Raw genomic sequence first — 12,797 nt, 5'->3', positions numbered from 1 at the left:
TCCTAATGCCGCAGGCCGGGGCGCCCGGTCGTGTCCTGCCGTCCGCCCGGGGTTGCCGTCGCCGGAGCGCCGTGCCGCATGCAGGGTGAGGCGCACCGGACGGCGGCTCGGTCGGCGGATGAGCGTTCCCGGCCTCGGGCCAGGGCCGCCGCCGCGGTGGCTGTCCTCAGTCCTGCTGGTGGGCGTCCTGTGCCGCGTCGACGAAGTCCTCCAGGGCTTTCCAGAAGGGGCGGTAGGCGGCATCGAAGGCGTCGTGGCCCTCGGGGTCGCCGGTGAGGTCGGCCCTGATGGCGGCGTAGAAGGGACGGGTGGCCTTCTGGAGGGTGAGGGCCGCGGCGGCGGCCGCGGGCGGGCCCTCCAGTTCGACGACCCGTGCGCAGCGGCGGATCTTCGCGTACTCGGCGACCTCCCGGTCCTGCAGTTCGCCGAGCGTGGAGGTGCGGGTCTCGGAGCGGGGGAGCCGGAGCACGGTGGAGACCTCCCAGAACAACTCGCCCATCCGGTGGGTCTGTTCGATCAGATCCAGATAGGCGGTGCGGCGGCTCTCCCGCAGCCGCTCGGCACGCTGTGAGCGCGCGGCGATCTCGGCCTGGATCCGGGCGGCCCGGGTGCTGCCGCGGCTGGTGACCCAACTGGCGAGCACCGCCGTGCCGCCGGTCACCGCCGCGATGGCCAGAGTCCATACCGTGCTGTCGCCCACGCGGCGCCACAATACCGAGCCGCTGCGGTGCACCGGCCGCCGCTACGACGGGAACTCGCCCGGCGGCACCGTACTCGTGGAGGCATTGCCGCCGAACACCTTGTTCAGGGTGAAGGTCAGCACCGTGTACTGCGTCCCGCCGGCCACCCGCACCGTCCGGAAGTTCGCCCTGTCGTCGAACTTCTCGAAGCTGCATCCGCGGGTGAAGGAGCTCTTCCGGCCGTTCCAGTCCTCACCGGTGGTGAAGTACACCGTGTACGAGCCGCTGTTGACGCTGCGTACGGTCGCCTTGGCGCCCTTGCGGACGTACACGGAGAACGCCGTCCGGGTGCCGCGGGTCAGGGTCACCACCGCATCGGAGCCGGTGCCGTTGTTGATGGTCAGCCGGCCCAGACCGCCCCGGCTTCCGTCGCGTACGAAGGCGCCGTTCGCCTGCCGCCGGTGCCGGGCCCGCTCCGTGCGCGGCAGCCGCAGCGAGGCGTCATAGCCGAGGGCGTTCAGCGCGCGGCCGGCCGCCTTGACGCTCTGTGGGCCGTGGGCCGTGTCGAGTTCGACGCGGGGCGAGGTGGCACAGCGGCCATCGTTGCCGCGGGCGCTGCGCAGGTCCTGCCCCAAGGCGCGGAGGGCGGTGGTGAGTTGACTGTTGCCCGCGAGGGCGTCGTCCGGTGCGGCGGCCGTCTGCAGGGCATCGGCGGCGGCCTCGGCCCGGGTCGCGGCGGTGTCCAGCGCCTTGCTCAGCGACGTGCCCTCGCGCGCCCCGTCGACCGTACCCAGCGCGCTGTTGAGGGGGCGGAGGGCGCCGGACAGCGCGCTGCGGTAGGCGTCGGGGTCGGCGCTCGGCGTCGGGCCGGGGGACGGCGCCGCACCGGCCGCCGAACTGCCGGCGCCGCCCGCCGGCAGTTCGTTTCCCCCGTCCGACGAACAGGCCGCCAGCGGCAGCGCCAGGGCGAGGGCCGCCGCTCCGAGCGCGGTGGCCCGGCCCGCCCGGCGCGGCCGCCGGAGCCGCGGCGTCGGGCGTGCGGCGGCCGCGGTGCGGGCCCCGTCGGCCGCCGGTGTCCTGCCCGTATCCGCCGATGTCACTCCCGTATCCGCCGGTGTCCGGTCCGTTGTGCGCGCAGACGTGTACCTCACCATGATTCCCCCGAATCCCCCGGTATCCCCCGACATCCGGCAACTGCCGAAAGAACCAGGCTTCTCCGCGTACCAGGAGCTGTCAAGTCCGTTGCTCGGTACGGCAGTTGGCCGCCGACCGCAGCCGCGCGGAGATCTCCCGGAATTCCCGCTTCCGCACCGGTGTGCCGATCACCTGCGCCTCTGTAGAGTCCCCGCCATGGCAGCGCTGAGTGATCTCCTCCCCGTGGCGGCCGTACGCCTCGACGTCCGGGCGGCGGACTGGCGGGCGGCGATACGTGTGGCGGGCGGACTGCTGACGGAGACCGGCGCCACCACCGACGACTACACCGCGGAGATGATCCGCAACGTCGAGGAGAACGGGCCGTACATCGTCATCGCGCCCGGCTTCGCCTTCGCCCACGCCCGCCCCTCACCCGCCGTGCACCGGACCGGACTGTCATGGGCCCGCCTGGCGCAGCCGGTGGAATTCGGCCATGCGTCGAATGACCCGGTGTATCTGGTGGTGGGTCTGGCCGCCGAGGACTCCGGGGCGCATACGGCGGCGATGGCGGCCCTCGCGAAGCTGCTGGCCGACCCGGCGACGGCTCGGGCCCTCCAGGAGGCCGCCGATCCGGAGACGCTGCGTGCGGTGCTAGCCGGGGAGACGGGGGAGATGGCGGAGACAGGGGTGGCGGGGGAGCGCGGTGCGCGCCCGCGTGGCGGGGCGGCCGCCGTCCACAAGATCCTCACGGTGTGCGGCAACGGCGTGGGCACCAGCCTGTTCCTCAAGAACACCCTGGAGCAGGTGCTCGACCGCTGGGGCTGGGCCCGCCATGTGACGGTGGAGGCGACCGACACCATCTCGGCCAAGGGCAAGGCCTCCGAGGCCGTCGCGATCCTCACCTCCCGGGAGATCGCCAGGACGCTGGGCGACGTCGGTGTACCGGTCACGGTCGTCGAGGACTTCACCAGCGGCCGCGAGGTCGACCGCGCACTCCGCGCCACCTACGACGTCTGAGCGGCGGCGCCCGGCCCCGACACACGACGCCCCATCGAACGAGCCGGGAGGACGGACGGCACCATGGACTGGCTCATATCCCTCGCCACGTTTCTCGTGAACGAGATCCTCAGCCAACCCGCGTATCTGATCGGCCTGATCACGGCGGCCGGTCTGATCGCGCTGAAGAAGACCGCGGGCCAGGTGGTCGGCGGTGCCCTCAAGGCGACGCTGGGCTTTCTGCTGATCGGCGCCGGCGCGGGACTGGTGGTCAGCTCCCTCGCGCCGCTGGGTGGCATGATCCAGGGCGCGACCGGTGCACAGGGCGTGATCCCCACCAACGAGGCGATCGTCGGTATCGCCCAGGCGCAGTTCGGCGCCCGGGTCGCCTGGCTGATGATCCTCGGCTTTGCGGTCGCCCTGGTGCTGGCCCGCTTCACCCCGCTGCGCTATATATTCCTGACGGGCCATCACATGTTGTTCATGGCCACCCTGCTGACGATGGTCCTGGCGACCTCCGGCCGGTCCTCGGTGGGCGTGGTGGTCGTCGGCGGACTGCTGCTGGGCATCCTGATGGTGGCGATGCCCGCCTTCGCCCACCCCTGGACCAAGCGCATCACCGGCAACAACAGCATCGCCATCGGCCACTTCGGCACCGCCGGCTACATCCTCTCGGGCGCCGCCGGACAACTCGTCGGCAGGCGCAGCCGCAGCACCGAGGACATGAAACTGCCCGAGGGCCTGCGCTTTCTGCGGGACTCGATGGTCGCCACGGCACTGTCCATGGTGCTGATCTACGTCATCATGTCGCTGGCCTATCTGGCCAAGGCCGGCCGGGCGACGGCATTCAAGGCGTTCGCGGCCGAGGGCGGCAGCGCTGCCACGGACCTCGGCAACTACGTCATGCAGTCCGTCATGCAGGGCCTGCAGTTCGGGATCGCGGTCGCGGTGATCCTCTTCGGCGTCCGCACGATCCTGGGCGAACTGGTCCCGGCGTTCCAGGGCATCGCCGGCAAGCTCGTACCGGGCGCGGTGCCGTCCCTCGACGCCCCGATCGTCTTCCCGTACGCACAGAACGCCGTGCTCATCGGCTTCCTCGCCAGCTTCCTCGGCGGACTGGTCAGCCTCGCGCTGCTCACCTGGATCGGCCATCCGGCGTTCGGCCTCGCGCTCGTCCTGCCGGGCCTCGTACCGCACTTCTTCACGGGCGGTGCGGCCGGTGTCTACGGCAATGCCACCGGCGGCCGGCGCGGTGCGGTCGTCGGCGCCTTCCTGAACGGTGTGCTGATCACCTTCCTGCCCGCGCTGCTGCTCAAGGTGCTCGGCGCGTTCGGCAAGGAGAACACCACCTTCGGCGACGCGGACTTCGGCTGGTTCGGGACCTTGCTCGGCAACGCCGCCAAGGCGGGCGCCACCGGGGGCAGCATCGCGATGCCGGCGATCGGTGCCGTACTGCTCGGCGCCGCGATCCTCTTCCAGAAGCGCGTCGTGGACACCGGCTGGGACCCGGGCGCCCGCCGTGACGCCCTGCTGCCGCGCGAGGCATCCGCGCCGGCCGGCCCGGCCACAGCGGTGGTCCGGACCCACACGAAGATCGCGCCGCCACCGGGCGCGCCGACTCCGCCGCCCCCTCCGGAAGGGAGCTGAACACCTCGCGGGAGCCGGGTTGCTCACCCGTCCCGGGCCACTCACCCGTCCCGGGACGCGGCTCGGTAGGCGTCGTGCACCGGGGCTGGCACCCGCCCCCGGGCCCAGGCCCTGAACCCCATGGGCCCCGAACCCCACGGGCCCCGGGCGGCCGTTCACCCGTCCCGGGACACCGCCCGGAGCGCCTGCTCCACCGCCGCGGTCAGATAGGCCCGGTCCGCGGCCTTCTCCATCACCCGCAGTCCCTGGGTGAACGTGACCAGGAAGCGGGCCGCGCTCCGTACGTCCGTACCGGGCGCCAGCTCCCCGTTCGTGCGGGCCCGCAGCAGCAGGGCGAAGAAGGCCTCCTCCAGCGACCCGAGCGCGGCCCGCAGCCGGGCGGCGGCCTCCGGGTCACCGGGGAGGAGTTCCAGCACACCGTGGGTGACCATGCAGCCGGCGCCCTCGGGATCCGCGAGCGCGGCCTCCACATACGAGAGCAGGAAGGCCCGCAGGGCGGGCAGCGCCGGTCCGGTGCCGGCCAGATCGTCCCGCGCCCTTGCGGCCTCGGCCGCGCTGTAGCGCTCCAGGGCCTTGAGGTAGAGGTCGTGCTTGGAGCCGTAGGCCGCGTACATGCTGGAGCGGTTGATGCCCAGGGCCGCCACGAGATCCTGTACCGAGGTGCCCTCGTACCCCTGGCGGCGGAAAGTCTCCATCGCCACTACGAGGGCGGCGTGCGGGTCGAACTCCTTGGGCCGGGCCATGGGCCGCGATGCTACCGGCTTCCCGGACGGTCGCTTCCGTCGGCGGGGGACGGCGAAGCGGCGTGACCGGCGGGCCCTCCCCGGTGGGCCGTTCGATACCCGCCCCCGCGCGCGTCCCGGGGCGCGTTCCCGCCTCGGACCTAAAATCGGGACATGCCCGCAGGGGAGTTCCCGACCCGCTCGCCGAGGAACGGGCCGGTGTCCAGCGGCTGATCCGGAGGGCACATGACCACCGACGACGAGGGAGGGCGGGGACGGCTGACCGGGCCCGCGGGGCCGGACGAGGAGCCGCACACCCCGGCCGCCCCCGCTCCCGACGCCCCCGGTCCGAACGCGCCCGTTCCCGACGCCCCCGGCCCGAAGGCGTCCGTTCCCGACGCCGTGACCTGCCGCGCCCTGCGCTACGCCTTCGGCGAGACCAAGGCCGTGGACGGAGTCGACCTCTCCGTGCGCACCGGCGAGGTCTTCGGGCTGCTCGGCCCGAACGGCGCGGGCAAGACCACCGCGATCCGCTGTATCACCACCCTCCTGCCCGTCCCGGCCGGCATGGTGCGGGTCTTCGGGCACGATGCGGCGAAGGAGCGGATGGCGGTGCGCCGGCTGCTCGGATACGTCCCGCAGCAGCTGTCCGCGGACGCCGGGCTGACCGGCCGGGAGAACGTCGCACTGTTCGCCCGGGTCTTCGACGTCTCCCGCCGTGAGCGCACCGCACGCGTCACCCAGGCGCTGGCGGCGGTCGGCCTCACCGACGCGGCCGGCCGGCTCGCCAAGACGTACTCCGGCGGCATGATCCGCCGCCTCGAACTCGCCCAGGCCCTGGTCAGCGCGCCCCGGCTGCTGATGCTCGACGAGCCGACGATCGGCCTGGACCCGATCGCCCGTACCAGCGTCTGGGAACACATCAACGCCGTACGGGCCGCCACCGGCATGACCGTCCTGGTGACCACGCACTACATGGACGAGGCCGACCAGTACTGCGACCGCCTCGCCCTGATGCACCAGGGCCGGATCCGCGCCCTCGGCACCCCCGACGAACTGCGGTCCGCCCTGCGCGCCCGCCGCCGCGCCGCCCGGACACCGGCCGCCGCTCACCCGGCACCCCCCACCCCGGCAGTTGCTCCGGACACTTCCGCCACGACAGCCCCGGTCTCGGCTCCGGACACTTCCGCCGCGCCGGCCCCGGCCTCGGCGCCCACCACCCCCTCCGCTCCGCCATCGGCCCCATCGCGCCCGTCCGACACCGAACCGACCCTGGAGGACGTCTTCCGGGACGTCGCCGGCAGCGGCCTCGACGAGCAGTCAGGAGACTTCCGCGATGTCCGAAGCACCCGCCGCACCGCAAACCGGGTCGGCTGACACCGCCACCGGCCGGCTGGACCTGCTGCTGGTCCCGCCGCGCGCCCGCACCGGCTGGCGGGTGCTGACCGCCCGTGTCGTCGCCATGTGCGTGGTCGAACTGCAAAAGCTGCGCCACGACCGCACCGAGCTGTACACCCGCGCCGTCCAGCCCGCCCTGTGGCTCCTGGTGTTCGGTGAGACCTTCACCCGCCTCGACGCCATCCCGACCGGCGGCACCCCGTACATCGACTATCTGGCGCCCGGCATCATCGCCCAGTCCGCCATGTTCATCGCGATCTTCTACGGCATCATGATCATCTGGGAGCGGGACGCCGGCATCCTCACCAAACTGCTGGTCACCCCGACCCCGCGGTCGGCCCTGATCGCCGGCAAGGCCTTCGCCGCCGGCGTGAAGGCGCTCATCCAGGCCGTGGTGGTGATCGCCATCGCCGCACTGCTCGGCGTGGCCATGACCTGGAACCCCCTCCGGCTGCTCGCCGTTGCCGTCGCCGTGGTCCTCGGCTCGGCCTTCTTCTCCTGTCTGTCCATGACGATCGCCGGAATCGTGCTCACCCGGGACCGGCTGATGGGCATCGGCCAGGCCATCACCATGCCGCTCTTCTTCGCCTCCAACGCCCTCTACCCGGTGGCGATCATGCCTGGCTGGCTCCAGACGGTCAGCATGATGAACCCGCTGAGCTATCAGGTCGACGCCCTCCGCGGTCTCCTCCTCGGCTCCCACGCCCACCTGGCCCTCGACTTCGCCGTCCTGGTGGGCGCCGCCGCCCTCGGCATCGCCGCCGCCTCGTCCCTCCTGGGACGCCTGGCCCGCTGACGCGGTCGTGGCTTCCGGGCGGCGGGCTTGCACACATACGTCCGGACGCCAGCCACGCTCCGGGGGAGAAGGCGGGGCAGCGGATCCGACTGTGGCGGGTGCTCAGCGGAGGGCGGTGAGGCCTGTCTTCGTGGCGTCCTTGATCAGAGCGTCATCGGAGGCCGCGTCCTTGGAGCCGCGATCGGACAGGACGGCGACGACGATCGGAGAGCCGCTGGTCGGCCAGACGACCGCGATGTCGTGGCGTGTGCCGTATCCGCCGTTGCCCGTCTTGTCGCCGACCTTCCATCCGGAGGGGACTCCTGCCCTGATGTAGGGGCCGCCGGTCGTGTTCCCACGGAGCCAACTCGTGAGGAGTTGGCGGCGGCCTTCGGGCAGCACGTCTCCGAGGGCGAACCGGCGCAGATCGGTGCCGAGCGCGCGTGGAGTGCTGGTGTCCCGGGGGTCGCCGGGCTTCGCTTCGTTCAGCGCCGGTTCGGTCCGGTCGGTCCGCGTGGTCTTGTCTCCCATGTCGCGGAGCGCCTTTTGCAGCCCGGCAGGTCCACCGAGCTGGTCCAGGAGCAGGTTGGCGGCCGTGTTGTCGCTGTACTCCACTGCGGCCTTGATCAGATCGCGCAGCGTCATTCCCTTGCCCACGTGCCGCTTGGTGATCGGTGCGTGGTCCTGGAGGTCCGAGGCGCGGTAGCTGATGACACGGTCGAGCTCGTCGTCCGTACTGCGCTTGAGCAGCGCGGCGGCGGCGAGCGCCTTGAATGTCGAGGCGTGCGCGAACCGCTCGCCCGCGCGGTAGGTCACCGTGCGGCCCGTCCCGGTGTCCAGCATGTAGACGCCGAGGCGGGCGTGGTAGCGGCGCTCGACCTGGGCAAGGGCCTTGGCGGCGCGGTCCCGCGAGGCGGCCGGGTCGGCCGGTGCCGAGGCGGTGGATGACGACGGCCGGGCCGGACCGGTGTCGCCGCTCCCGGCGCATCCGCTCACCAGGCCCGATGCGAGTACGAGAGCGACCGCAGGTATGGCTGTCCTGTAAGAGATCACGTCCGACAGCCTTCCGGCAGCAGTTCATGCGGTCAAAGACACCAATGATGCTTCACATGCTGTTTTGGCATACGGTGCTGCTTGTGGATCTGGTGGCTGCGTGTCGGGTGTTCGTGCAAGTGGGCGAGCGCGGCAGCTTCACGCTCGGCGCCGAGGCCGCCCGGGTGCCGCAGTCCGTGGCGAGTCGACGGGTTGCCGCGCTGGAGGAGCATTTCGGGGAGCGGCTGTTCGACCGCTCGACGCGGCGGGCGGCGCTCACCCCGTTCGGACGCGACATGCTTCCGTCCGCGAAGCGGCTCGTGCAGTTGGCGGAAGCGTTGGAGTACCACGCCGAGCAGGCGAAGCTCCGGCCGCTCGGCCTCGCGGTGCCCGAGACATGCTCGGTACGGCACTTGGCGATGCTGGACGCGGCCGCTCGCGACAAGGACACCGTCCTGGACTTCCGTTCCGCCGGCCCGGCGGAACGTGCGGAACTTCTCCGGTCCCGTGAAGTCCGGGCCGCCCTCCTGGCGGTGCCACCGGCAGACGCCGACTGGACGGTGCCGCTCGGTGTCGCTTCCCCGACGGACCACGGCACGGCGCCGCTCCACCTCGAAAGCCTGCGGCCCGGCAGGGCACAACGATCGTTCCGGCGTATCTGGATCCAGCCGGAAGACGATGTTCCGCACATCCGGGACCGTGTGGAGCAGACCGGTCATCGCGTCGCGCTCGTGCCTGCACAGATCGCGGTGGCCGCATCGCTGACCGCCGCCGTGGCCGCGACGATGCGCGCGGACGACTTTCTCCTGTGCTCGGCTGCGCAGGCGGATGAGCTGGGGCTGGGGTGGCGGCGGCTGGCGGGAACACCCGTTGCCCGCGGCTACAGCGTGTCAGCGGTGACCGGTGACGACGCGGAGCGGGTGCGGGTCGGTTTCCGGGGGCAGGTGGCCCGCGCCCTGGGAGCGCCCACGGACGGCAAGGAGCGGGCATGAACGCCGAGCGAGTAACGCAGGAACTCCGCGGTGTTCTCGCCGGAGCGGGCCTGTCGGGGTCCTTCCTGGTGCGTGATCTGTTCACCGGCGAGGAGATCGGCATCGACCCTGATGTCGAGTTCCCGGTCGCGTCGTTGGTGAAGGTGCCGCTCGCCGTCGCCGTGCTGGACCGCATCCACGACGGGCGCCTCGACGGGGCCGCGATGATCGACGTCGAGCCGGGGCGCATCGCGTCCCCGGGGCCGGTGGGACTCAGCAGGTTCCGCCACCCCGCACGCATCGCGATCGACGACCTGCTCTACCTCAGTACGGCGCTCAGCGACAGCGTCGCCGCGGACGCGCTGTTCGCTCTGGTCCCGCCCACCGAGGTGAACCAGACCCTGCGCGACGCCGGTATCAGCGGCATCGCGGTGCGAAACCCCTTGCGTGACCTTGTCGAAACCCCGGCTGAGCAGTTCGACCCGGACGACGTGCACCTCGCCCACTCCCTCGCGATCGGCTCACGCACGGCAGGACGAGGCCACCCCATCCCACAGCTCGATGTGAGCAGAGCCAACTCGGGTTCCGCACGGGCTTTCGTCGACCTCCTGGAAGCCCTGTGGGTCCCCGGACGGCTTCCGTCCGGCGTTGCCGCACATGTGCGCTCCCTCATGGCCCACAACGTCATGCGGCACCGTCTCGCGCCCGACTTCAGCTCGGACGCCTCGAAGTGGTCATCGAAGACCGGCACCCTGCTGAACCTCCGGCACGAGGCGGGCGTGGTCGAGCACGACGACGGCGGCACCTTCGCCATTGCCGCACTGACCGAATCCAAGGTCCCGGCGGCAACCCAACCGGCCGCCGAAGCACTCATGGCGCAGGTCGCGAGGGCACTGCACGACCATCTGCGCGCCCAGTAGATCGCCGTTTCACAATCCGCGCACGGGTGGGGCGCGTGCGATGTCCCCAGCCAGGTGGCGGTGGAGTCCCGCGCGCAGATCAGGACGACGGCCCCGTCAGCGGCCCGCCGGCGTCCCCGTCAGCGGCACTCGGACCGCGCCGGCCAGTCCAGCACGGTGAGTTCGGGCCATTGCTGCCTCCAGCGGGCCGCCTTGGTCTCGTAGACCTCCTGCGGGGCGAGCACCGGATTCGGGCGCACGACGAGATTGAACACATCAGCCAGACCGTGTGGCGCGTAGGTGTCGAGATTGCGATCCCCGGCTCCTCCAGACAGGGCCCGCCGCTTCCTTGCGCCTCAGATGAAGTACAGGTCCTCCATCGAGCAGACGGACAGATCGCTGTGTTGTACCCGGAAGGCGGTGGTCTGCATCTCCTCCCATCCCCAGGGGTCGGAGTGCCCCAGTGCCAGGCCGGCCAGGGAGGCCCATTCGATCTCGTGGAGGGGCTGGTCCATGTCGATGTCGGCGGCGGTGAGCATCCAACTGCTCAGGCCGAGGGAGGCGATGACGGCGTGGGGGGCGCCCAGGACGACGAACGGTTCGTCGTCGGGCCAGCCGGCGGCGTGGAACATGGCGCCGTCGGGGAGCATCACGACGGTTTCGGTGTGTTCCATTCCGCCGTAGTAGGTGACGCGGCCCACGATCCGCGCCGCGGGGAAGCGCTCCCGCATCCGTTCGGCTTCGGCCAACAGCGGGTTTCCGTTGCCGTCGTCGGCGAAGACGGGGGTGGAGATGGCCCGCATGCCGCCCCACGCGGCGGCATGAACGATGTCCAGATCGGAACGCACCGACGAGGGCAGCGGCGTCTGCACGGAGCGCGGCCCGAGATCGTCCAGGACCTCCTCGATGCCGCCGAACGACTCGACGAACAGGCGTGCCTGATCGGGGTCGTTGGCCGGGAGGCTGCGGGCGTCGATGTTGAACGGCGGCTGAGCCACGGTGAGATGGCACAGGCCCATCGAGCCGCGAACCACCCGGTCCGGGGCAGAAGTCCAGTACTTGGTGTCGCTCATGCGAGCCACCGTAGCGGCCGGCGCTGACAACGCTCCCCGGGGCTGCACGCATCAGTCGCGGGAAGCCGGCGGCGGCAGCGGGGGCGGCCCCTGCGTCAGCGCCTCGGGCGGCACCGGCAGCCAGTGACGCAGATTCTCTCCACCGGTTCGAGCGGTGTCCGTGAGAGCCGGGCTCGCGTCGCCGAGCCCGATGCGTGGGTGCTTGCACGTCGATTACTCAGAGCCAGTCCCGCCGCTTGAAGACGACATACAAACTGGTGCAGACGATTGCCATCAGGACGATCGCAAAGGGGTATCCGAACGCCCAGTGCAGCTCCGGCATGTGATCGAAGTTCATGCCGTAGATCGTCCCGACCAGCGTCGGGGCGAACAGGATGGCCGCCCAGGAGGAGATCTTCTTGATCTCCTCGTTCTGCTCGAAGCCGGCCTCGGCCAGGGCGCGCATCTCGGCGTTCTGCTGTTGGTTCACCAAGGTCGCGTTGACGGTGAGGATGTCCTGCAGAGCCTGCCGGAAGCTGTCGACGCGCTCCGTGGTGTGGAGTACGTGATCGGCCACATCGCGCAGATAGCGGCGCAGTTCCTCGTCGATGGCGTATTTCTCGAAGCCCGCGGTCAGGCCTTCCAGCATGGCGTTCAGCGGGCGGGTGGCGCGCTGGAACTCGACCACCTCACGGGAGAGTTCATAGATGCGACGGGAGACCCGGGGGTCGCCGCCGAAGACCTCGGTCTCGATTTCGTCGATGTCGGTCTGGACACCGTCGACGACCGGTGCGTAGCCGTCGACGACCGCGTCGAGGATCGCGTAGAGGACGGCTTCGGGACCGCGCTTGAGGAGTTCGGGGGTGTCCTCCATGCGCTGGCGTACGGCGGAGAGGTCGGGGGCGCCGCCGTGCCGCACGGTGATCACGAAGTCACGGCCGACGAAGACGTGCAGCTCGCCGAAGTCGACCTCCTCGGCGTCGTCGAGGTAGCGCGCGGCGCGCAGAACGACGAAGAGCGTCCCGCCGTAGCGCTCCAGCTTGGGTCGCTGGTGGGCCTCCAGGGCGTCTTCGATGGCGAGCGGGTGGAGGTCGAACTCCGAGGCCAGGGTGACCAGTTCGGCGCGGGTGGGGCGGTGCAGACCGATCCAGGCGAGAGTGCCGGAGGTGGTGCGCTGCTGCCGGAAGGCATCGGCGAGCGTGTCATGGGTGCTGACGCGGCGTCCGTCGCGGTAGAGGGCGGCGCTGATGACGCTGCTGGGGGTTTCGGCCGTCGGTTCCGGCGAATCCGAGTCGTCCGGTTTCTCGGCCGGCGGGGGCCCGGCGGGCCGCTTCTTCGCGGGTTTGCGCAGGCCGCGCAGTCCACGCGGCCGACGACCGGGAGGCTCAGAGCTCACGGCGGACCGACCTCCGTCACAAGGGGGATGAACAGGCACACAGAATCTCGACGCAGGATATCTGCCGAGGATGTCAGCACAGGTCAGCGGCCATG

Annotated in this window: 13 protein-coding genes; 6 read left to right on the top strand and 7 right to left on the bottom strand. The window is 71.2% G+C overall.

Annotated elements, in window-relative coordinates:
* Positions 1–166 precede the first annotated feature (166 nt).
* Together SLV14N_RS09760 and SLV14N_RS09755 are read right to left on the bottom strand one after the other, a co-directional pair.
* Positions 167–700, bottom strand: coding sequence for a hypothetical protein (locus SLV14N_RS09760; protein ID WP_263269048.1), 534 nt, complete (start codon positions 698–700; stop codon positions 167–169).
* Positions 701–742: 42 nt separating this feature from the next.
* Entirely contained in the window at positions 743–1,780 is a 1,038-nt protein-coding gene (locus SLV14N_RS09755; protein WP_263269047.1) for a hypothetical protein, read from the bottom strand.
* Positions 1,781–2,030: 250 nt separating this feature from the next.
* Between SLV14N_RS09755 and SLV14N_RS09750 the strand changes: the two genes are divergently transcribed.
* Positions 2,031–2,831: a PTS sugar transporter subunit IIA gene (locus SLV14N_RS09750; RefSeq protein ID WP_208680599.1), complete on the top strand. Its 801-nt coding sequence runs from the start codon at positions 2,031–2,033 to the stop codon at positions 2,829–2,831.
* A gap of 63 nt (positions 2,832–2,894) precedes the next feature.
* Positions 2,895–4,457: a PTS ascorbate transporter subunit IIC gene (locus SLV14N_RS09745; RefSeq protein WP_263269046.1), complete on the top strand. Its 1,563-nt coding sequence runs from the start codon at positions 2,895–2,897 to the stop codon at positions 4,455–4,457.
* Between the two features lie 155 nt (positions 4,458–4,612).
* On the opposite strand, the gene SLV14N_RS09740 is transcribed toward SLV14N_RS09745, so the two are convergent.
* Positions 4,613–5,200 (bottom strand): TetR/AcrR family transcriptional regulator, encoded by a 588-nt coding sequence (locus tag SLV14N_RS09740; RefSeq protein ID WP_263269045.1) that lies wholly within the window; start codon positions 5,198–5,200, stop codon positions 4,613–4,615.
* A gap of 225 nt (positions 5,201–5,425) precedes the next feature.
* Here SLV14N_RS09740 and SLV14N_RS09735 point away from each other — a divergent pair, with 225 nt between their 5' ends.
* Entirely contained in the window at positions 5,426–6,556 is a 1,131-nt protein-coding gene (locus SLV14N_RS09735) for an ABC transporter ATP-binding protein (protein WP_208680596.1), read from the top strand.
* A complete protein-coding gene (locus SLV14N_RS09730) occupies positions 6,516–7,373 on the top strand; it encodes an ABC transporter permease (protein WP_208680595.1) in 858 nt (285 codons plus the stop codon). Before SLV14N_RS09735 ends, SLV14N_RS09730 begins: the two co-directional genes overlap by 41 nt.
* A 102-nt stretch (positions 7,374–7,475) precedes the next feature.
* Here the strand turns inward: SLV14N_RS09730 and bla are convergent, their stop codons facing one another.
* The gene (bla, locus tag SLV14N_RS09725; RefSeq protein ID WP_263269044.1) at positions 7,476–8,405 is read right to left on the bottom strand and encodes a class A beta-lactamase; all 930 of its coding nucleotides are present in this window, start codon (positions 8,403–8,405) and stop codon (positions 7,476–7,478) included.
* Positions 8,406–8,461: 56 nt separating this feature from the next.
* Here bla and SLV14N_RS09720 point away from each other — a divergent pair, with 56 nt between their 5' ends.
* Both SLV14N_RS09720 and SLV14N_RS09715 read left to right on the top strand, forming a co-directional pair.
* Positions 8,462–9,376 (top strand): LysR family transcriptional regulator, encoded by a 915-nt coding sequence (locus SLV14N_RS09720; protein WP_208680594.1) that lies wholly within the window; start codon positions 8,462–8,464, stop codon positions 9,374–9,376.
* The gene (locus SLV14N_RS09715) at positions 9,373–10,275 is read left to right on the top strand and encodes a serine hydrolase (protein WP_208680593.1); all 903 of its coding nucleotides are present in this window, start codon (positions 9,373–9,375) and stop codon (positions 10,273–10,275) included. The genes SLV14N_RS09720 and SLV14N_RS09715 overlap by 4 nt, the downstream gene beginning before the upstream one ends.
* A gap of 119 nt (positions 10,276–10,394) precedes the next feature.
* Here SLV14N_RS09715 and SLV14N_RS09710 read toward each other — a convergent pair whose 3' ends face one another.
* The 3 genes from SLV14N_RS09710 to SLV14N_RS09700 form a co-directional block, all read right to left on the bottom strand.
* Positions 10,395–10,589: a nucleotidyltransferase family protein gene (locus SLV14N_RS09710; RefSeq protein ID WP_259670735.1), complete on the bottom strand. Its 195-nt coding sequence runs from the start codon at positions 10,587–10,589 to the stop codon at positions 10,395–10,397.
* Positions 10,590–10,610: 21 nt separating this feature from the next.
* The gene (locus tag SLV14N_RS09705; RefSeq protein WP_263269043.1) at positions 10,611–11,327 is read right to left on the bottom strand and encodes a DUF6333 family protein; all 717 of its coding nucleotides are present in this window, start codon (positions 11,325–11,327) and stop codon (positions 10,611–10,613) included.
* Positions 11,328–11,544: 217 nt separating this feature from the next.
* Positions 11,545–12,702 (bottom strand): magnesium and cobalt transport protein CorA, encoded by a 1,158-nt coding sequence (locus SLV14N_RS09700; protein WP_208680592.1) that lies wholly within the window; start codon positions 12,700–12,702, stop codon positions 11,545–11,547.
* Between the last annotated feature and the right edge of the window lie 95 nt (positions 12,703–12,797).

The sequence above is a fragment of the Streptomyces sp. Je 1-4 4N24 genome, assembly GCF_026239515.1.
GTDB classification, from domain to species: Bacteria; Actinomycetota; Actinomycetes; order Streptomycetales; family Streptomycetaceae; genus Streptomyces; species Streptomyces nigrescens.
Note: the sequence above shows the minus strand (reverse complement) of the source record. Positions and strands in the feature narration are given on the sequence as shown.

Coding starts and splice junctions, on each gene's coding strand:
- SLV14N_RS09750 (WP_208680599.1), top strand. CDS start 2,031: ATGGCAGCGCTGAGTGATCTCCTCCCCGTGGCGGCCGTACGCCTCGAC.
- SLV14N_RS09745 (WP_263269046.1), top strand. CDS start 2,895: ATGGACTGGCTCATATCCCTCGCCACGTTTCTCGTGAACGAGATCCTC.
- SLV14N_RS09740 (WP_263269045.1), bottom strand. CDS start 5,200: ATGGCCCGGCCCAAGGAGTTCGACCCGCACGCCGCCCTCGTAGTGGCG.
- SLV14N_RS09735 (WP_208680596.1), top strand. CDS start 5,426: ATGACCACCGACGACGAGGGAGGGCGGGGACGGCTGACCGGGCCCGCG.
- SLV14N_RS09730 (WP_208680595.1), top strand. CDS start 6,516: ATGTCCGAAGCACCCGCCGCACCGCAAACCGGGTCGGCTGACACCGCC.
- SLV14N_RS09720 (WP_208680594.1), top strand. CDS start 8,462: ATGCTGTTTTGGCATACGGTGCTGCTTGTGGATCTGGTGGCTGCGTGT.
- SLV14N_RS09715 (WP_208680593.1), top strand. CDS start 9,373: ATGAACGCCGAGCGAGTAACGCAGGAACTCCGCGGTGTTCTCGCCGGA.
- SLV14N_RS09705 (WP_263269043.1), bottom strand. CDS start 11,327: ATGAGCGACACCAAGTACTGGACTTCTGCCCCGGACCGGGTGGTTCGC.